The 19223-nt window shown below is 54.1% G+C and carries 18 protein-coding genes; all 18 read right to left on the reverse strand.

Going from position 1 to position 19223, the window contains the following annotated elements; genetic code table 11:
* Positions 1-163: 163 nt before the first annotated feature.
* Complete coding sequence (locus QZ105_RS00945) at positions 164-1567, reverse strand: TolC family protein (protein WP_293727973.1); 1404 nt, start codon at positions 1565-1567, stop codon at positions 164-166.
* Between the two features lie 122 nt (positions 1568-1689).
* Positions 1690-2958 (reverse strand): MlaD family protein, encoded by a 1269-nt coding sequence (locus QZ105_RS00950; protein ID WP_293727974.1) that lies wholly within the window; start codon positions 2956-2958, stop codon positions 1690-1692.
* Entirely contained in the window at positions 2945-3700 is a 756-nt protein-coding gene (locus tag QZ105_RS00955) for an ABC transporter ATP-binding protein (protein WP_366935942.1), read from the reverse strand. The genes QZ105_RS00950 and QZ105_RS00955 overlap by 14 nt, the downstream gene beginning before the upstream one ends.
* Positions 3701-3730: 30 nt before the next feature.
* A complete protein-coding gene (locus QZ105_RS00960; protein ID WP_293727976.1) occupies positions 3731-4501 on the reverse strand; it encodes an ABC transporter permease in 771 nt (256 codons plus the stop codon).
* A gap of 78 nt (positions 4502-4579) precedes the next feature.
* Positions 4580-6241 (reverse strand): SpoIVB peptidase S55 domain-containing protein, encoded by a 1662-nt coding sequence (locus QZ105_RS00965; protein ID WP_293727977.1) that lies wholly within the window; start codon positions 6239-6241, stop codon positions 4580-4582.
* Between the two features lie 157 nt (positions 6242-6398).
* Positions 6399-7787 carry a phosphodiester glycosidase family protein gene (locus tag QZ105_RS00970; protein ID WP_293727978.1) on the reverse strand — a complete coding sequence of 463 codons (1389 nt, stop codon included), beginning with the start codon at positions 7785-7787 and terminating at the stop codon, positions 6399-6401.
* A gap of 106 nt (positions 7788-7893) precedes the next feature.
* Entirely contained in the window at positions 7894-8919 is a 1026-nt protein-coding gene (locus QZ105_RS00975) for a rod shape-determining protein (protein WP_293727979.1), read from the reverse strand.
* Positions 8920-8957: 38 nt separating this feature from the next.
* A complete protein-coding gene (gene murA, locus QZ105_RS00980; RefSeq protein WP_293727980.1) occupies positions 8958-10220 on the reverse strand; it encodes a UDP-N-acetylglucosamine 1-carboxyvinyltransferase in 1263 nt (420 codons plus the stop codon).
* Between the two features lie 116 nt (positions 10221-10336).
* Positions 10337-10522, reverse strand: a complete 186-nt coding sequence (locus tag QZ105_RS00985) for a hypothetical protein (protein ID WP_293727981.1) — start codon at positions 10520-10522, stop codon at positions 10337-10339.
* Positions 10523-10773: 251 nt separating this feature from the next.
* Complete coding sequence (locus tag QZ105_RS00990; protein ID WP_293727982.1) at positions 10774-12381, reverse strand: FAD-dependent oxidoreductase; 1608 nt, start codon at positions 12379-12381, stop codon at positions 10774-10776.
* 12 nt (positions 12382-12393) lie between these two features.
* Positions 12394-13068, reverse strand: coding sequence for a 4Fe-4S dicluster domain-containing protein (locus QZ105_RS00995; RefSeq protein WP_293727983.1), 675 nt, complete (start codon positions 13066-13068; stop codon positions 12394-12396).
* A gap of 38 nt (positions 13069-13106) precedes the next feature.
* Positions 13107-13940, reverse strand: a complete 834-nt coding sequence (locus QZ105_RS01000; protein ID WP_293727984.1) for an FAD/NAD(P)-binding protein — start codon at positions 13938-13940, stop codon at positions 13107-13109.
* A complete protein-coding gene (locus tag QZ105_RS01005) occupies positions 13933-14970 on the reverse strand; it encodes a 4Fe-4S dicluster domain-containing protein (RefSeq protein WP_293727985.1) in 1038 nt (345 codons plus the stop codon). The genes QZ105_RS01000 and QZ105_RS01005 overlap by 8 nt, the downstream gene beginning before the upstream one ends.
* Positions 14963-15952: a 4Fe-4S dicluster domain-containing protein gene (locus QZ105_RS01010; RefSeq protein ID WP_293727986.1), complete on the reverse strand. Its 990-nt coding sequence runs from the start codon at positions 15950-15952 to the stop codon at positions 14963-14965. Before QZ105_RS01010 ends, QZ105_RS01005 begins: the two co-directional genes overlap by 8 nt.
* Positions 15940-16380, reverse strand: coding sequence for a hydrogenase iron-sulfur subunit (locus QZ105_RS01015; RefSeq protein ID WP_293727987.1), 441 nt, complete (start codon positions 16378-16380; stop codon positions 15940-15942). The genes QZ105_RS01010 and QZ105_RS01015 overlap by 13 nt, the downstream gene beginning before the upstream one ends.
* A complete protein-coding gene (locus QZ105_RS01020) occupies positions 16374-18362 on the reverse strand; it encodes a CoB--CoM heterodisulfide reductase iron-sulfur subunit A family protein (RefSeq protein WP_293727988.1) in 1989 nt (662 codons plus the stop codon). The genes QZ105_RS01015 and QZ105_RS01020 overlap by 7 nt, the downstream gene beginning before the upstream one ends.
* Positions 18363-18373: 11 nt before the next feature.
* On the reverse strand, positions 18374-18763 hold the full coding sequence (locus QZ105_RS01025; protein WP_293727989.1) for a 4Fe-4S dicluster domain-containing protein: 390 nt from the start codon (positions 18761-18763) through the stop codon (positions 18374-18376).
* A partial coding sequence (locus QZ105_RS01030) for a heterodisulfide reductase-related iron-sulfur binding cluster (RefSeq protein WP_293727990.1) occupies positions 18750-19223 on the reverse strand: 474 nt, incomplete at its 5' end. The genes QZ105_RS01025 and QZ105_RS01030, both read right to left, overlap by 14 nt.

Genomic DNA, 19223 nt, shown 5'->3' on the forward strand with positions numbered 1-19223 from the left:
AAGCAAAATTTTCGCTAAGCCTATAGCTAGACTTTTATTATTTCGACATTACGGCTATTCTTCCTCTTTATTTCCAATTATTTCACAAATAGGCGAATAAACGCAAAAAAATAACCGGCAAAGCAGCTTCCTTGCCGGTTATCAGTTGCATATTCAAAGATATTTATTCTGCCGCCTTTTCAGCGCCTGCTTCAGCTTGCTCAGTCTTAGGAGCCTCTACGCTGATTTTTGTCGGGAACGCCATAGGTACGCCGATAGCGGTTTCCAGAGAGGTCTTGGAGGTATTGTAATCATACAAGGCCTGCAAATAGTTTGTCTTAGCCGTGGTCAAAGCCACCTGCGCGTCCAGCACGTCGGTGTTGGTGCCCACGCCGTTCATGTAACGCAGCTGAGCGATACGGTAATCCTCATCAGCCTGGTCAACTGCCAGATGCGTAGCGTCGATACGCTTTTCAGCTTCGCGCAGGCTTAAATAATTAGTACGCACGTCCAAATTTACAGAATCAACTTTATCGCGATAGGTTTCATGAGCCTTAGCCAAATCAGCCTCTGCACCGTGAATCCTGGAATTGGTCACGCCGGTATCGAATAAATTCCAGTTGACATTCAGTCTAACGTCCCAGTTACCGTTTTCATCACCAGGCCAATTAGTATTGTTCCAGTTTTGGCTGGCGCTGGCTGTAACTTGCGGCATATGACCGGAAATGGCTACGCGCAGCGCGCCTTTAGCGGCTTCTACATTCTGCTTAGCCTGCTCCAGCTCCGGACGGTGTTCGGACGCATAATTCAAGCAAGCCTCCAAATCCTTATCGTAAGGCGTATAGACTAAAATATTATCCAGCTTGAGCTGGGTATCCATGGGCAAGCCCACGATTTTATTCAGATTAGCTTCGGCGATTTGATAATTATTTTCGTACTGAATCAAGGTCTGCTTGGCGTTGGCCAGCTCTACCTGGCTGCGCAGCACGTCGACCTTAGCGACAACGCCGACTTCATATTGCGCTTCGACGTTTTTCAGATGGTCGGCCAGCTGCTCCACGGACTCGCGTCCCAAGTCCTGCATATTGCCGGCCTGCAGCATATCGAAATAACCGTTGGTTACGGTAGAACGCATATCGTTGTAAGCCTTTTGCACGCCTTCTACCGTATACAGGTAGTTAGCCTTAGCCTGTTTAACTGTACCGCTCAACTTGCCGCCAGTGTAAATAGGAATAGAAGCCGTCAAGCTATTAGAATGAGTATTGCCAATGGCTTTATAATATTCACCTGTCCAAAAGCCGTCGGGGTTCGTTTTTCTTACAACATTATCGTCGTAACCGCTGCGCTGAGTACTGTGATTAGCGCTGATGGTAATACCGCGGCTTTGGCGGGCGGCGTTGTAATTAGCGCGTGCGCTGTCGCGTTCATACCCGGAGATAGTAATCGCGGGGTTGGTATTAAAGGCGCGCTCCATGGCGTCCTGCAAATTCAGCTCCACGGTTTCACCGGCAAAAGCTGATTGGCACAGCAGCAAAGATACGGCAGCCGACAGAGTCAGCAATCGTTTACTTAATTTATGTCCACTCATCGATAAACCTCCATTTCATTCTGACCAACCAGTCAGTATAAAGAAATTATATTTTTTTTCTTCTAAAATGTCAAATGAAATTTCTGTAAACCTCCACAGTATGCGCCTCTACTGCTGCAAGCTTAAAAATAAGTTCTTACGCCCATATAGGTATCGCGCTTGCTGCCGCGCACATCCATGGTCTCGCCGTACAGGGAAAAGCTGTCTGTCAAGCGCAGCTCGCCGCCCACGCGCACCTTGGCGTCGTCAAAATCGTAAAGCTGGGAATACAGCTTAAAATCGCGGCTCAAGTCGTAGCTCAGGCCCACGCCGAACTCCCCCTGCATAGCGCCCATGCTTACTCCGGCATGGCCCAGCTGCCGTCCGACAATAAAGTCAAATTTATTAGCGTCGCCGATATCATAGCCGCCCATATACAAAAAGGCCTCGTCGCTGGGCCGCAGCGTTACGCCTAAATTCCCGCGCCAATCGCCGCCCTTGGCCGCATAGCCTGCATCTGCCGAAACTTCTGCCTCCGTCAGCGTACCTAAAATTTTATTAGCCTTAGCGCTGGTTTCCTTGACGTTAACCAACGTGTCCTTTAAGGACTGCTGTGTTACCGGGTCCTGCGCAACAGATTCCAGCATCTGCACAATGTTTTCCATGCGTTCGCTGGTCTGCTCTATATTAGCGACAATCGCGGCTATATTACGCCCTGTCTGACCGTTATTATCCACGCCGTCCATAATGCTTTCAATATGCGAAACCGTGCCGTTCATATGCTGGCTTAACTCGCTCATCTGCTGTATCATGCGGCTGATATCCTGCTGGTTAGCCACGGCGACGTCGGCCATTACCTTAGTAAAGGTATTCATATTCTCGCTGATATCGCGCATATTTCTAAAGCCGTCCTTCATGGACTCCTGTACTTCCTTATCGCCGAAGATATTTTCAAACGCGACAGCGATATTTTCCAGACGGCCGACTAAATCGCCGGAATTAGCAAAGAACTCGTCCATACCGCCGCCGGGCAGACCTTTAATCGTACTGCCTTCGGCAATAAAGCCCTGCCCCATTTTTTGCGGCGGCGCTACGTTCACGTATTTTTCGCCCATGATGCCGTCCGCAGCGATGCTGAACACAGCTCCTTGAGGAATTTTAATATGGTCGTCTATTTCAGCAATAACCTCAACCTTGTCGGGAGATACCTTCAGCTCCTTTACCGTGCCCACCTGCACGCCGGCATAGCGCACTACATGGCCCGGCATCAGGCCGCTGACCTGCGGATAATTGATGCGCAGCTCATAGCCCTTTTTGCCGAAGGAAAACGCTCCCATAAAGGTAATGATGCCTGCCAGCACCACTGCGCCGCCTAAGGCGAATGCACCTACTTTAACCTCACTGCTGCCCATCTGCATCCTCCTCTTTCCATTCCAATCCGTTGATAAAAGCGTGTACAACCGGATTACCGCTGTTTTTGATTTCATCCACCGTACCAAGCTGCACTATCCTGCCCTTGTACAGCATAGCTATGCGGTCGGCCGCCGCATAAGCCGAAGCCATATCGTGCGTTACCAAAACCGACGTCACTCCCAACTGCCGCTGCGTCTTGCGTATCAGCCTGCTGATGGTCATAGTCATTACCGGGTCCAGCCCCGACGTGGGCTCGTCATAAAAAACTATCTGCGGCTCCATAGCCAGCGCCCGCGCCAGGCCGACGCGCTTTTTCATACCGCCGGATAATTCCGACGGCAGCAACTTTTGCGTATCCGGCATACCCACCATTTGCAAAAGCTCGCTCACGCGCTCAGCTATCTCTTCTTCCGACAGGCGCAGCTGCCGCCGCAGGCCGAAGGCTACATTATCGCCCACATTAAGGAAATCGAACAGCGCGGAATATTGAAAAACAACGCCCATACGCTTGCGCAGCGCGTCCCATTGCTCCTCGCCAAAGCTGCCGGTTTCCTGCCCGTCGATGACCACGCTGCCGCCGGTCGGCGGCAACAGCCCCGTCAGCACCTTGATAACCGTGCTTTTACCGGTACCGGATGGGCCGATGATGGCCAGCGTTTCTCCGGCATAGACGTCCAAATCCATATTATTGAGAACGACCTTGTCCCCAAAAGCAATTTTCAGTTGGCGAATTTTAATCATCGGCTCTTTATTCTGCACAGCGCCAACTCCTTATACATAAATCACGATGGATAAGAAATAATTAAAAATAAAAATCAGGATAATAGAAAGAACTACCGACGCCGTTGTAGCCAGCCCGACGCCCTCCGCGCCGTTAGGAGCGTTCAGTCCCTTATAGCAGCCCACAATGGCGATAATCGCGCCGAAGAAACAGCTTTTAAGCATACCGCCGAACACGTCGTAAAATTCCGCCAGCGTCCTGATAGAATTTTCATAAGTAAAGGTACCGATGCCCGCATAATAGTGAGCCACAATCCAGCCGCCGATATTGCCGATAAAATTAGCGAAAATAACCAGCACCGGCATCATCAGCACCACCGCCAAAAAACGCGGCACCACCAAAAAGCTTATGGGATTAGCCGCCATAACGCGCAAAGCGTCTATCTGCTCCGTGACCTTCATGGTTCCCAGCTCCGCCGCAATCGCCGCGCCAATGCGCCCCGCCACGACCACGCCTACTAAAACGGGCACCAGCTCGCGGGCCATGGCGATGGCTACAATGCCGCCGACGGTGGAGGCGGCGCCCAAGCGCACAAACTCCTTAGCCGTCTGCACGGAAAATACCATGCCCGTACACATAATGGTCATCAGCACAATGGGCAGGGAGTCGGCTCCCAAAAGAGCCATCTGCCGCACTACCTCTTTCATATCCGCGTCCTTTAAACGGCGCAGCGTCGCTATAAAAAGCAGCGTCAGCCTGCCGCTGGCAGCGCAAAAATCCAATATTCGTTTGCCCAGAGCTCTACAAATTGCTTGCAGCATATGCTTAACCTTCTACTTCCGCTTTTGTTATACTAATTATACTAAAAAATATGACATTTATATGGCGCAGGGAAATTTTTATTTGCTTACCTCTAAGACAATCTCCTCTTCGCCGTCAATGATAAAATCAAAGGGATATTTCTGCTTAAATGGCGAACCCTGCAGCAGTCCGGCCAGCCCCGCGTCGTTCTGCATCATTTCAGGGTTCATCTGGCCCGTGGCGATGTCGATAATCAGCTCGTTATTTTTATCGGCGTTATTAACGCTCCTGACAAAATCGCCCAAGGTGCGGCGCGTTTCCTTCTTCTGCTGCGCCGCAGGCACGCCCTCCTCCTGCTGCTTGCGCAAAAGGTTCATAACCCAGGCCATGCTGCTGCCGCCGCGCACATTCAGCGCTAAACGGCCGCCGGGATGGTCCTTGGGCACTTTAAAATATACTGTTTTAGTAAATTCTGCGCCGCGGTAGGGCTTCATTACCACCTCAACGGCAGCTTTATCGCCGGGCCTTACGTTTTTATTGACGGCCCTCACGCTCTGGATTTCGGCCACCTGCACCTGCTCGCTGACCTCGGCCTCCACAGTGATGCCGTAAATGTTGACCGGCTCAAATTTATTCTGCATTAAAATATTTACTGCTTCCATCAGCTCCACATTCACATTTTTTAGCAGCGAATCGCTGGAATAAAACATATTTTCCCTGTCGATATGCAGCATTTGCTTCTTACTGTCCACGCCAGTAATAATAAAATGCAGCTTGGCCGTACCGCCGCCGTTGCGGTCCACAGCCTTGCTCAGCGTATTGATAACGGCGGCGTCCACAATAGTAGGCACCAGCATTTCATCCTCCACCAGCCGCACGCGAATGCTGGTTCCCTGGCCGCGGCTGCTGTCGTTGACCGTAACAAATAAGGGTATGGTTTTGGGCTGCGTTCCCTGCTTGCCGCCGATGCCGCTGGCGCGGTCCTGAGTAAAGCTGCCCACAGCCTCGCCCATATTGCCCACCTTATAGCTGCTCTGCATATTAGGCACTACGCCCAATACCCACACCTTGTTCATAAAGAAATTGCTGTCGCCACGCTGCATAAAGGGATGCCCGAAGGCCAGCACCCGGCCGGAGTCGTCCGTCCAGGTGACGGTACCCATAGCGCCCAAAGTCAAATCTCCCTGCATGAGCGAAGCGCCCACCGCGCTGCCAGGCTGCAAAGAGCCTGACGCAGCGGCACTCGTACCGCCGCTGCCCACAGCCTCCAGCCCCAAAGGTTTAAGCTTTTCCTGCAAATACGCCAAGCCGTAGTCCGTAAAGCCTCCCGCTAACAGCGAGGTCCCTTTGGTCAACCAGCCCGCAGGCAGCGGACGCGGCTTATCCAGCAAGGGCAGCATACTGCCGATAGACGTCAAAAAGCAATAATGAGGGTCGTTAAAGGTGCGGCCAAAAGCCACAGCTCCCACTAAACGCCCGTCAACATACACGGGGCTGCCGCTCATTCCCTGAGCCACGCCGCCGGTCTTTTCAATTAAATCGCCGTAAAGACGTACAAAAATGCTGTAGCCGGTGGCTTCGCTGCCGCTGACGCCCAAAATTTCCACGTTAAAGTTTTCAATAGTATCGCCGCTGATAACGGTTTTGCCCACTCCCTGCATTCCCGGCCGCAAATCGCGCACAGGCATCAGGGGAACATTGGCAGCCGCTGCCGCCAGCATTTGGCAGCACAGCAGTAAGGCTATCACAAATATTTTCATATAAACTCCTATATACCGCAAAACCGGCGGGATGCACCTCGCCGGTATTCGATGCGCGTCCCAGCGCTAAGCGCCGCAACGCTTGTTTACTGATTAGCTGCGCTTTAATAATCTGCTTTAATTATACAGCCATCCGCAGTTTTTGACAAGCATTTCACTATTTTGTAAACAAGCCCAAACCAATGCTGACGCTGCGTTCCTTGCCGTCGGACGGCTTATTGACCACCTGCCCGTTAATAGCCATTACGCTGCTGCCGCCGCCGTCAAAATTAACTGCGTCCCGCGCGCCCAGCCGCAGCATATAGGCGGCCAGCTCCGCCAGCGTCAGCCCGGCAGAATTATTATTGCGTCCGTCCACTACCACCAAAAGCACCGTGCCGTCCTTCTTCACGCCCACTGCGGTACGCGGCGCCTTGCCTTTGGCAATATCGGGAGCAATGTTTTCCTCCTGCACCCGCACCTTCACACGTCCGCGTTCCACTAAAAGCGGACCGCCGCTGACCACGGTAGCTGCTGCATCGGCGGCGGCGCTGCCCAGACCTTCCGTCAGCTCCACCCTATCGCCTACGCGCAGGGAAGCCAGAGCCGCCGCATTAACGCCATGCCCGGAAATAATCACGCTGCCCGGCGTAATCGGCATATTGCCAGCAGTGGATACGGCTGTGACACGATTATTCGTCAGCTTCACCTCGCGGCCAAAGCTGTTGGTTTTAGTCGTAGGCGCATAATAGCTGTTGTACAGCACTAAATCGTCGGCAATCCGCGCCCGGTTCATGCCCTTGATATGCAGCACGCTGCCATTGGGCAGACGCAGGCTGCCGGTATAGCCTATATCGGCCAGCACGTCGGTCGCGCCGTTCGTTACGATGATACCGCTGCGGGGCTGCTCGTCCATGGCCATCATCAAGCCCTGATTTTTAACCGTACCAATTACCCAGCCGTCGCTGTCAAAATAAGAAGCGTTAATAGCCGCCAGCATTTTTCTGACCGCCGCCTGCCGCGATACCAATCCGCGTCCGTTATAGGTTCCTGCCGCCGAAAAGGGCAGCAGCCTGTATTTAGCCGTTGGCGCAACCTCTACCGCATAAGCCTGAATCTGCCGCCCGTTCATCTCGTCCTGCAAATAGCTGTAGGTCACGCCCTCGGCCAGCTTTTTGCTTTGCTTCACGATATTGATGCGGAAAATATCCACCACCAGACGGTGAGGCTCCTGCAGCTGGTAAATCTTGTATTGGCAATCCTTTTTCAAATCGATAAGCAGTCTGGCGGAAGTCTTGCCCGCAGGCTCCAGCCGCACGCTCTTGATAGAGCCGTCGTTAATTTTCGGCTGCTGCTTCTTCGCCGTACTCTGCGGCAGCTCTAGTTCCAGCCTTAAATTATCTTTATCCGCCTTATAAGCGATAGGCTCCTTACTGTCCAGTACGATACGCACGCGCGCCGGACTGACGCTGGCGCGCAAATTATCGATAGGAGCGGCGTAAGCCAAGGACGCCAGCCCTAATAAAACGCAGGCTAAAGCGCCGCTGAAAAATTTTCTCACTTGCATATAAGCCTCCCTGCTCTATAAAAGCTGTTCTGCGCAAAAATAAAAGAAAGGCTCCCCAATACGGGGAGCTCATCCGCACAACGCCCTGCGGCGCCGGCAGCTTCCTTTAAATATCCAAATTAGAAGCGGTATAAACAGTACCGGGATGCAGCTTATCCAAATTATCCAAAGCCTTGCCCGTACCTAAGGCTACGCACTCCAAGGGATCGTCGGCAATATGCGTGGTGATGCCGGTTTCCTTCTGCAGTACCTCTGCCAAACCGTCCAGCAGCGCGCCGCCGCCGGTCAGATAAATACCGTTATCCACAATGTCGGAGGCCAGCTCCGGCGGGCATTTTTCCAATACGCTGCGCACCGTAGCGATTAAGGAAGCGATGGAATCCTCCAAAGCCAGACGGCAGTCCTCGCTGGTAACGCTGAAGGTCGTAGGCAAGCCGGTCACAAGGTCTCTGCCGCGCACGGTAATGGATTCGCTGCGCCCATGGGGCGATACGGTAGCCACCTTCATCTTAATTTCTTCGGCAGTACGCTCGCCGATGGACACATTATGCACCTTTTTCACATAGCGCACGATGGCGTCGTCAAAATGGTCGCCGCCGATGCGGATGGAAGAATCCACCACAATACCGCCCAGGCTTAAAACGGCTATATCCGTAGTCCCGCCGCCGATATCCACCACCATATTGCCGCGCGGCACGGAAATATCGATGCCTGCGCCTAAAGCGGCGGCCAAGGGCTCCTCAATCAAATAGGTTTTCGCCGCGCCGCCGTTGGATGTAGCCTCCATTACGGCGCGCTTCTCTACGGAGGTGATGCCGATGGGCACGCAGGTCATAACGCGGGGCTTAAAGAAAAGGCTTTTTCCCGCTACCTTTTCGATAACGTAGGTTAATAATTTCTGGGTCACAGTATAATTGGCGATAACGCCTTCCTTTAACGGACGAATGGCCTCGATGCTGCCGGGCGCGCGCCCCAGCATTTCACGGGCGTCCTCGCCCACGGCCAGCACCTTATTGCGCACCTTATCGATAGCCACTACGCTGGGCTCCTTTAAAACTACGCCCTTACCCTTCACAAACACAAGGATATTAGCCGTGCCAAGGTCAATGCCTATATCCATACTTTTAAACATGTTCTTTCTCCTGTTCTTTTCTGCTCTCCGGTCAGAGCTTAATCCACATTAACGCGCTCAATCTCGGCGCCCAGATTCTTCAGCTTTTCTACAATGTTCTCATAACCGCGGTCTATATGGTGCAGGTCGCCGATACGGGTAACGCCCTCGGCCACCAGGCCTGCCAAAATCATCGCCGCTCCGGCGCGCAGATCGGTAGCCCGCACATCACAGCCCGTCAGCTGGCAGGGTCCCTCGATAACGGCGCTGCGGCCCTCGGTAGAAATATTAGCGCCCATGCGGTTAAGCTCTACCACATGCATAAAGCGATTCTCAAAAACTGTTTCCGTCACCTTGCTGCGGCCTTCGGCAATGACCATCATAGCCATCATCTGCGCCTGCATATCCGTAGGGAAGCCTGGATAGGGCAGCGTTTTAACGGACACGGCCTTCAAGGGCAGCCTGCCCACTACGCGCACCTTATCGATATCTTCTTCCACCAATGCGCCTGCCTCGCGCAGCTTGGCAATCAGTGGCTTCTGATGCTCCGGCAGAACATTTTCCACCACCACGTCGCCGCCCGTCATAGCGGCGGCAATCATATAAGTCCCCGCTTCAATACGGTCGGGAATAATCGTATAATCTGTGCCGTGAAGCTCCTTAACGCCCTCGATGCGAATAGTATCGGTACCTGCGCCGCGTATTTTAGCGCCCATCTTATTCAGATAGTTAGCCAAAGCCACAATTTCCGGCTCCTCCGCCGCATTTTCCAAAATAGTGGTACCTTCGGCCAGGGACGCCGCCATCAAAATATTTTCCGTCGCGCCCACGCTGGGGAAGTCGAAATAAATGCTCGTTCCCTTCAAGCCATTTGGAGCGCTGGCTTCAATATAGCCGTGTCCCTGCTCGATCTTCACGCCCAAAGCCTCAAAGCCCTTCAAATGAATATCAATAGGACGCGCGCCGATAGCGCAGCCGCCGGGCATGGAAATCCGCGCCTTGCCGATACGCGCCAGCAGAGGTCCCATCACAAGGAAGGAAGCGCGCATAGTGCGCACCAGCTCGTAGGGCGCTTCATAAGCCGTAATCGTTCTGCTGTCTATATCAAGAGAGTTGGGCTGGTTGCAAGCAACGGATAAACCCAGGCATCTCAAAACCTCGCTGATTGTATGCACATCCTCCAGCATGGGCACCTCGTCCAAATGACTGGGCGTCGTGCCTAAAATAGAGGCCGCAATAATTGGGAGCACAGCGTTTTTCGCACCACTGGTCTTGACCGTACCAACAAGACGAGTACCGCCCTTCACAATTAACTTTTCCAAAATAATCCTCCTGTATGTGCGAAGCTACAATAATTTGTTGTAACCAACATTCTATCATTGCCGCAGGTAATATTTCAATACCAGCTGCAAAGAAAAAGCCGGCAGTTGCTTCCGGCTTAGAAATTGATCCGCTGGCGGTCTGCAAGGATATTATAATAAGTTTCTTTTTCCATCAGCTCACGGCGAATTGCCTGCTTCGCCGTTTCGTCTGTACATTCGGCCAGGCGCTGACGCAAAAACGCAATGTCCTGCTTAAGCAGCAGCATTTTATTGCCTGCCAGACTTTCTACAATATCAGCCATCCTACAGCCCTCCTTTTACACTTATAGAATACTATAAGCACGAGCTTTATGCAAGAAAAAAATCGTTGACAGCGCTTCTTCTGCATGGCAAATACAGTCAGCTGCCGCTGTGCTGCACGCCGCTTATTTTTATATGCAAAAGGCCCGGACAATGCAGAAAAGCTGCTGTCCGGGCGTTATAATTCAAAGTTTTTAATTATTGCCAGTAAGTTCTGCGCCAGAATCCCGCAGCCAGCGTTCTGCTTTCACGCTTATCTGGCGTTTCTGCCGTGAGTATAAACAGGCAGCAGCTTCGGCGACAGCTCGCCCTGCACGCCCGCCTCGCGTTCTTCCGCCGCGTAGCGCGCCACATGCTCCAGACTCAGCCTGCCCAATTTAACCGTTTTGGCAGCAGCGGCAGCCTTAGTGCCGGCAATGCGGCCAAAAACGATAATATCCAGCAGGCTGTTGCCCATCAAGCGATTGGTGCCGTGAATGCCGCCCACTGCCTCGCCGGCTACAAACAAGCCCGGTATTTTAGTCTGCGCGTCTTTATCGATTAAAATACCGCCGTTCTGATAATGCAGCGTAGGATAAATCAAAATCGGCTCCTTGCGCAAATCGATGCCGAATTTAGCGTACATGCGCAGCATACCGGGAATGCGCTTGGCAATCGTGCCCTCGCCGTGCAGCATTTCAATCAGCGGCGTATCCAGCCACAGAGCCACGCCGTCCAGCGCTTTAACGCCCTTGCCGCGCACGGTGCATTCGCGAATAATAGAAGCCGCCGACACGTCGCGGGTTTCCAAGGGGTGCATAAAAATCTCGCCCTCGCTGTTGACCAGCTGCGCGCCGATAGAGCGCACCTTTTCCGTTACCAAAGCGCCGTAAATCTGCGCCGGATAAGCCACGCCCGTCGGATGATACTGAATAGCGTCGGCATAAATCAGCGGCGCGCCCGCACGGTAAGCCATCACCAGTCCGTCAGCCGTAGCGCCGTAATGATTGGAGGTAGGAAAGCCCTGATAATGCAGGCGTCCCGCGCCGCCCGTAGCCATAATCACCGCCTTGGCGCGCACCACCTTGTACTCGCAGCTGTCGTAATCCCACAGCACAGCGCCCGCCGCTTTACCCTCGTCGTCCAGCAAAAGCTCGATGGCCGGAGCGAACTCCAGCGTAGGGATGCCGCGGTTCTGCACCTCGTCCCGCAGCACGCGCATAATTTCCGCGCCGGTGTAATCGGCGCAGGCATGCATACGCTTACGGCTGGTGCCGCCGCCATGGGTCGTCACCATATTGCCGTCCTGCTCCTTATCGAACATCACGCCTAATTTGCTGAGCCAGTCGATAGCCAGCGGCCCGTTCGTCACCAGCTCCTCCAACAGCTCCGGAATATTTTTATAGTGACCGCCGCCAAAAGCGTCCAGATAATGCACCGCCGGCGAATCGTTAGCCTTATCGGCAGCCTGAATGCCGCCCTCGGCCATCATCGTATTGGCGTCGCCCATACGCAGCTTAGTTACCAGCAAAACGCTGGCGCCGCCGTTAGCTGCCTCCAGCGCCGCGCTGGCTCCCGCGCCGCCGCCGCCGATAACCAAAACGTCCACATCATAATCCAACCGTTCCAAATCCAGCTCCACGCCCTCTAAACGGCTCTTGCCCTCCAAAAGACGCGCCAGCTCCACCGGCACCTTCTGTCCCTTATTGGGGCCCACTTCCAGCACCTTAAAGCCCTTGGCGCTGTAATCGGGATGAAATTCCTGCAGCAGCGCTTCCTTTTCCTCAGCGCTGAAGCGTTCAATGGAGGCATGCAGGCGGGAAGCGCGGGTAGCCTCCACCTTCGCCCTGGATTTCAACATTTCTTCCGTAAATGCGCTCATCTTTCTGCCTCCTTACTTTTCAATCTCGCGTTTATTATACAGCTCCTTGATCTCGTCAAGAGGCATCTTTTTCAGCTTAGCCAGCAGCTCCGCATAATCGCCGTTTTCAATCTCCGCCACGCGCTGCGCCAAATGCTCGCACTTAGGCGCAATATATTTTCCAGTCAAGCGGCGGCACAGCAGGCCGACGGCGCTGTGGCTGATTTGCGCCGGGCAGCGGGACGCGCAGATATTGCAGCCCACGCAGTCGAACGAAGCGTGCGCGGCCTTCGCGTACTCGCCGCGCTGAGCGTAAGCGATGTACTGCATAACGTTCAGCCCCTGCGGGCAACCCTTAGTGCAGGCATTGCAACCAATGCAGCTGTAAATTTCCGGGTACAGCTGCCCCACAATATTGTCCGTCGCCTTAATTTCCTCTATATTAAAGGTACGCTTATTGACGGGGAAGGAATCGATTTTACCCACGCACATACCCTCTTCCACCTTAGTTTGGCAGGAAAGCACCACCTTCAGCTCCGTGCTGCCCTTAATGCGGTAAATAACAGCGCAGGCCCCGCAGAAGCCGCTGCGGCAGCCGCAGCCCCGCACCAGCTTAAACCCGGCATATTCCATGGCGTCCATAATGGTCAGGGCGGCAGGCACAGAATACTTCTTGCCCAGCAGATATACTGTTACCATATCTTCCATTTATTTTTCCTCCTAAGAATTAAGGATGTTGTTTTTATTTAATATTCATCCGGTATGCTATCTAACTCATCGCACGTAAACACCGGCCCATCCTTGCACACATACTTCCTGCCAATATTGCAGCGGCCGCACTTGCCTACGCCGCACTTCATGCGCAGCTCCAGCGTAGTATAAACCTGGCTTTTCTTGAAGCCCATCTCCACCAGCTTGGCCAGGCATAATTTAATCATAATAGGCGGCCCGCACAGCAGCACGGTTTTATCCGGCGTAAAATTCAGCTGCCGCAGGAAGGCCGGCACAAAGCCTACGTTGCCGTTCCAACCCTCCTGGGGTCTGTCTATCGTCAGATGCACCCGCGTATTTTCCTGCTGCGGCCACACCTGCGTCAATTCCTCGTAACGCACAAAATCTTCTTTACTGCGCGCGCCGTAGACAATATCGATACTGCCGTAATCGCCGCGCTTATCCAGCATATAATTGATGACGCTGCGCAAAGGAGCTAAACCGATACCGCCGGCGATAAAGAGCAAATCCTTGCCCAGCAGCTTGTCTTCCACCGGGAAATGATTGCCGTAAGGCCCGCGTACTGCAAGCTCCTGTCCTGCCTCTACATCAAAATGCAGGAAATCCGTTATGCAGCCGCAGCGCTTAATGCTGAACTCCATATATTTTTCATTAGTAGGCGAAGAAGTGATGGAAAAAATAGCCTCGCCCTTGCCCGGCACGGAAAGAATGGCGCATTGTCCCGGCAAATGCTCAAAAAGCTTGCCGCCGCCAGGCTTTTCTACGCGAAAGGTTTTGACGTCGGCGGTATCGCTGTACACATCCGTCACTACGCCCACCTGCGGAATCAGCGTATCGTTTTTATACATCCTCGCTCACCTCCAAAGCCTTGGCTACCTTAACAATGTTTAAGTTCACCGGACATTTTTGCAGGCAGCGGCCGCAGCCTACGCAGGCAAACGCGCCCGCGTTATTTTCCGGGAAATACACCAGCTTGTGCATATATCTTTGGCGGAAGCGTTCCAAACGTGTTTTGCGCGGATTGCCGTGAGCCATTTTAGTAAAATCGCTGGCCATGCAGCTGTCCCAGCAGCGGAAGCGCTGGGTTTTGCTGTCCGTAGCCTGATAATCGCGAATATCGTAACAATGGCAGGTAGGGCAAATATAAGTGCAGGTACAACAGGACAAGCAGGACGGCGACAAACGCTCCCACACGCTGCTGCGGAAAACCTCCAGCTCCTTCTGCGGCAGCTTATCGTTTACCTTAAAATCATGCAGCGGCAGCAGGCCTAAAATTTTATGCGTTAGCTCCTGCTGCTCTTTTACTGCGCCAGCATCGTCCGTTTCTGTCAAAAGAGCGCCTAATTTTTCCGTCAGCGCTGCGCCCCGTTCCGTTACCGGCTGCCAATACAAAGCGTCCGCCGTCAGCCAGGTCTGCACATCGGCGGCAGGCTTGGCCGCGTCGATGCCAAAGGCATGGCAGAAGCAGGTTTCCTCCGGCGCGCTGCACCCCAGACCAATAATCAGCGTATGGGCCCGGCGCGTTTGGTAGTAAGTATCCACCGGCTCCTGCAAAAACACCATATCCAGCAGCTCAAAGCTGCGCGCGTCGCAGGCCCGCACGCCCAGCAAAATCACCTGCTCCTCACCGGGGCGCTGCTGCTCGATGGACAAGCTCTTGCCGCTGGTTGTAAAGGTCAGCAGCTGTTCTACCTGCGGGAAGAACACGTCCTTAGCAGAGCGCGCCGTCAAAGGCGCGTCCAAAGCGACCTGCGCCTGTTTGTTGTAAGCGGCAAAATCCACCTTGCCGTTTTTATCGGCGCAGGGCAAAAGCAGCCTGCCCTCCTGCGTCAAAGCGGCGTACAGCTCAGGCAAATTCGTCCGACTCAGCTTATACATGGCGCTCGCCTCCCTTCAGCGCGATTTCCGTTTCAGCGTCGTTCAGCCTGTAGTCCGTCAGGGGCGCAGGCGTAACGGCGTCCTCTCCCGCCTGATAAGCTCCAAAGAAGCTGTTAATATCCTTAATAAATTTCATATTCAAAAGCCCCAGCTTAACTCCCTGAGGACAAACGCGAGCGCACTCGCCGCAGCCCACGCAGCGCCCCGCTACGTGATAGGCGCGGATAATATGAAAGAGCTGCTCCTCCACCGGGTCGGCATAGGCCTTGCCTGCTACCGGAGAATCCGGCTTGTCAAAAATGCACTGCTCGCAGCTGCACGCCGGACAAATATCGCGGCAGGCGTTGCAGCGAATACATTTGCTCAGCTCCTGCTGCCAAAAGGCAAAGCGTTCCTCCGCGCTCATGGTCTCCACAGCCTTCACCCCGGCAAATTTATCGCCGGTAAACGCAGGCGTTTCCAAGGGCTGGCCCAGCTCGTCGTCGGCAATTTTATAAGCGCTGCCCTTGCACATTCTGCACTTATCCAGCAGTACCTCCCGCTTGGGCATAGTTAAATTGCCCGCGGCAGTAGTCACCTGCACCTGCTCGCCGTCGCAGACTACCTTAACGATAGCCTTCGCTCCAGCCGCTTTAATTTTCTTAATATCGACCATACCGGAGCAGGGCGTACCCACTGCGTAAACCAGCTCCCGCTTTACGCGGTGGTCCTTCAAAAGCTGGTTTAACCCATAAGTATCGCAGGGTTTGAGAAAGACTGCCGTTCTTAAACCCCTGCGGCTGGTCTGCATCAAATACTTGCTTAAATTGGCAGGACAAAACTCATCGTACACAATCTCCTGGCAAGCTTCCGCGTCGGCAAAAAAAGCCGGCGCATTATCATAAAAGAATTCGCCGCTGCGCCAGGCCAGCACCCGTTCCACCGTGCCGTCGCCCAAGAGCTTAGCGGCCTTTTCCCGCATCAGCTTATTTATTTCGCGCATCGCAAATCCCTCAACTTTACATTTTCTCCCAACGCGGCAATATGCTCCGCAAAATCGTTCATTACCTGGGCAAAACGCGCGCCCTCCGCGGCGCTGACCCATTCTACGCGAAAACGCTCCCCGGCTACTCCCAGATAATTAAGCATACCTAAAAGCAGCGTCATGCGGCGGCGGGTAAAATAATTGCCCGTCGTATAATGACAATCTCCTGGATGGCAGCCGCACAAAATCACGCCGTCCGCGCCGCGGGCAAAAGCGCGCAGAATAAACAAGGGATTAACTCTGCACGAGCAGGGCACCTTGATAATTTTAATGTTGGCCGGATAACTCTTACGGGCAGTACCTGCTCCGTCCGCACCGGCATAGCTGCACCAATTACAGCAAAAGGCTACTATTTTCGGTTCGTAGGTGCTCTTAGCTTCTAACATAACGCATCCACCTCCGCCAAAATCTGTCGGTTAGTAAAGCCCTTGAGGTCCATGGAGCCGCTGGGGCAGGCCACCGTGCAGGCGCCGCAGCCCTGGCACAGCGCCGGGTTCACCACGGCCACCATGCGTTCCTCCCGCACGCCAGTCAAGGCTATCACCGTTTTGGCCTCGTAGCTGATAGCGCCGTAGGGACATACATGGGCGCAGGTCTGACAGCCGCTGCAAATATTTTCCTGGCACTCGGCAATGCAGGGGTTAGTCGCCAAATGATCCTTGGCTAAAAGACCGATAACCTTAGCCGCGGCAGCTCCGGCCTGCGAAACAGTTTCCGGAATATCCTTGGGTCCCTGGCACATACCTGACAAAAAGATGCCTGCCGTCGGGCTTTCTACCGGACGCAGCTTAGGATGAGCTTCCACATAAAAATCGTCGTTATCGATGCTGGCCGTCAGCATGGTAGCCAGCCTGCGCGCTTCGGGAGCAGGCTGCACTGCCGCCGCCAGCACCACCAAATCGGGATGCAGAGTCAGCTGCCTGCCGCTGTTCAAATCGCTGGCCTGCAAGGTAATTTTACCATTGCCGTCGGTCACGACCTTGCCAACCTGCCCGCGCACATAATGCACGCCGTATTCCTCCACGGCGCGGCGCTGAAATTCGTCAAAGCCCTTGCCGGGAGTACGCACGTCTATATAAAAAACGGTTACGTCTATATTAGGATATTTTTCACGGATATACATGGCATGCTTGGCGTTATACATACAGCAAATCTTGCTGCAATAGCTCTTGCCCCGCTCCGAAGTATCGCGCGAACCCACGCAGGAAACGATAACGACGGACTCCGGCTCCTTACCGCTGGACGGGCACACTAAATGCCCCTCCGTAGGCCCCGCCGCGTTAGTCAGCCGTTCCAGCTGCAGCGAAGTGATAACGTCCTTGCTTTCGCCCCAGCCTAAATCGGCAAATTTATCCAAGGGCATCTGCTCAAAGCCTGTTGCCAGCACAATAGCGCCGTATTTTTCACTGAACAGCTCGTCCTGCTGCGTGTAATCGATAGCCTCGCAGGGACAAAGCTTGGAGCAGATACCGCACTTACCGGTTTTGAATTTAATGCAGGCCTCGCGGTCGATAACCGGCACCTTGGGAATGGCCTGCGCAAAGGGAATATAAATTGCGCCGCGGTTTTTCAAGCCCATATCAAACTCGCTGGGAGTTTTGCGAGACGGGCATTTTTCCGTACACACGCCGCAGCCGCTGCACATATCTTCCTTCACGCTGCGCGCCTTGCGGCGAATAGTCACGTCGAAATTGCCCACATAGCCGCTCACGCCTTCCACCTCGCTGTAGGTGTACAGCGTAATATTTTCGTGCTGAGCTGCGTCCACCATTTTGGGCGTCAGAATACAGGCGCTGCAGTCCAGCGTCGGAAAGGTCTTATCCAGCTGCGCCATACGTCCGCCAATGGTCGGCTCCTTTTCCACAATATCCACCTTATAGCCCGCTTCGGCAATATCCAGTGCCGTCTGGATACCGGCGATACCGCCGCCGATTACCAGCGCCCGCTTCACCACGTTGCTGCGCCCCGCCTGCAGCGGCGCGTTAAAGCGCACCTTAGCCACCGCCGCCTTAGCCAGCTTTATCGCCTTAGCCGTAGCCGCAGCCTTATCCTTTAAAACCCACGAGCACTGTTCGCGAATATTCGCTATCTCCACCATATAGGGGTTAATGCCGATGCCCTCCGCGCATTTGCGGAAGGTGGCTTCGTGCATCCGCGGCGAACAGGAACAAACCACCAAACGGTTCAGGCCATACTCCCGCACTGCCTGCCGAATCAGCTCCTGCCCCTGCTCGGAGCACATATATTTATAATCAACGGCATAGGCTACGTCAGGAATCTGCCTGACGGCCTCCACAACCTGGGCAACATCCACCGTGCCGGCGATATTGCTGCCGCACCAACATACAAAAACACCTATTTTTTGCACGAGGATACCTCCTACTTATTATATTTTCTGAAGGCTGCCACCAACGCCTGCTGCGGCATATCAGCCGGATAATGCTCCAGCTGTTCGGCAGCCAGCCTGTTTCCTCCCTGCTGGCGAATAGCCGCCAAGCGCGCAGCCTCCATCACGGCCGCTGGGCTAACGCCACGGGGACAACGCTGCTCGCAGGCCATGCAGGACACGCAGCTCCAAGGCGCGGTCGCAGCCAACAGATCGTCGCCATGGCCGCAAATCGCTTCCCAAACCATCCGGTGCGGCAGCAAATCCATCGCTTCGGCGGCAGGACAAGCAGCGCTGCAGCGGCCGCACTGCATACAGTGCCGCACATCGGTGCCGGACAAGGTCAGAATATATTCGGCCATAGCCCTACTATTCAGCTCCATCTGCCGCACCTCCTTCGTCCAGGCCCAAGGCCTCTGCCAACAGCTCCGTAAAGTACAGCACAGGCAGGCTGCCGGGCTTACCGTTAGCCACTAAATTATAAGCGCACAGCGGGCAAGCCGTAATCAGCTCCTGCGCGCCCTTACCGGCAGCGTTTTCTTTAATTTTGTCTACCATGCGGCGGCACAAAGCCTCGTTAGTCACCGCCAGATATCCGGCGCAGCATTCGTTGCGCATAGCGTAAGACACCGGCGCAGCGCCCAGCGCTTTAAGAAAGTTCTCCAAAATAGTTGGACGCTCCGGGTCGTCCATGGTCATAATCTGTCCCGGCCTGAGCAGCATACAGCCATAATAAGCGCCTGCCGCTCTTCCCTTTAGGGGCTTAACCACCTTTTGCGCCAGCGCTTCCCATCCCACATGGTCGCGCAGCACCTCCAAATAATGCAGCACCTTCGTTTCGCC

The organism is uncultured Phascolarctobacterium sp. (assembly GCF_905212365.1).
GTDB lineage: Bacteria > Bacillota > Negativicutes > Acidaminococcales > Acidaminococcaceae > Phascolarctobacterium_A.

Bases quoted from the DNA above. Each gene is read 5' to 3' on its own strand.
- QZ105_RS00995 (WP_293727983.1), bottom strand. From the start codon at position 13,068: ATGGAAGATATGGTAACAGTATATCTGCTGGGCAAGAAGTATTCTGTG.
- QZ105_RS00970 (WP_293727978.1), bottom strand. From the start codon at position 7,787: ATGCAAGTGAGAAAATTTTTCAGCGGCGCTTTAGCCTGCGTTTTATTA.
- QZ105_RS01000 (WP_293727984.1), bottom strand. From the start codon at position 13,940: ATGTATAAAAACGATACGCTGATTCCGCAGGTGGGCGTAGTGACGGAT.
- QZ105_RS00960 (WP_293727976.1), bottom strand. From the start codon at position 4,501: ATGCTGCAAGCAATTTGTAGAGCTCTGGGCAAACGAATATTGGATTTT.
- QZ105_RS00945 (WP_293727973.1), bottom strand. From the start codon at position 1,567: ATGAGTGGACATAAATTAAGTAAACGATTGCTGACTCTGTCGGCTGCC.
- QZ105_RS00975 (WP_293727979.1), bottom strand. From the start codon at position 8,919: ATGTTTAAAAGTATGGATATAGGCATTGACCTTGGCACGGCTAATATC.
- QZ105_RS00955 (WP_366935942.1), bottom strand. From the start codon at position 3,700: ATGATTAAAATTCGCCAACTGAAAATTGCTTTTGGGGACAAGGTCGTT.
- QZ105_RS01015 (WP_293727987.1), bottom strand. From the start codon at position 16,380: ATGTTAGAAGCTAAGAGCACCTACGAACCGAAAATAGTAGCCTTTTGC.
- QZ105_RS00985 (WP_293727981.1), bottom strand. From the start codon at position 10,522: ATGGCTGATATTGTAGAAAGTCTGGCAGGCAATAAAATGCTGCTGCTT.
- QZ105_RS00965 (WP_293727977.1), bottom strand. From the start codon at position 6,241: ATGAAAATATTTGTGATAGCCTTACTGCTGTGCTGCCAAATGCTGGCG.
- QZ105_RS00950 (WP_293727974.1), bottom strand. From the start codon at position 2,958: ATGGGCAGCAGTGAGGTTAAAGTAGGTGCATTCGCCTTAGGCGGCGCA.
- QZ105_RS01010 (WP_293727986.1), bottom strand. From the start codon at position 15,952: ATGCGCGAAATAAATAAGCTGATGCGGGAAAAGGCCGCTAAGCTCTTG.
- QZ105_RS01025 (WP_293727989.1), bottom strand. From the start codon at position 18,763: ATGGAGCTGAATAGTAGGGCTATGGCCGAATATATTCTGACCTTGTCC.
- QZ105_RS00990 (WP_293727982.1), bottom strand. From the start codon at position 12,381: ATGAGCGCATTTACGGAAGAAATGTTGAAATCCAGGGCGAAGGTGGAG.
- QZ105_RS01005 (WP_293727985.1), bottom strand. From the start codon at position 14,970: ATGTATAAGCTGAGTCGGACGAATTTGCCTGAGCTGTACGCCGCTTTG.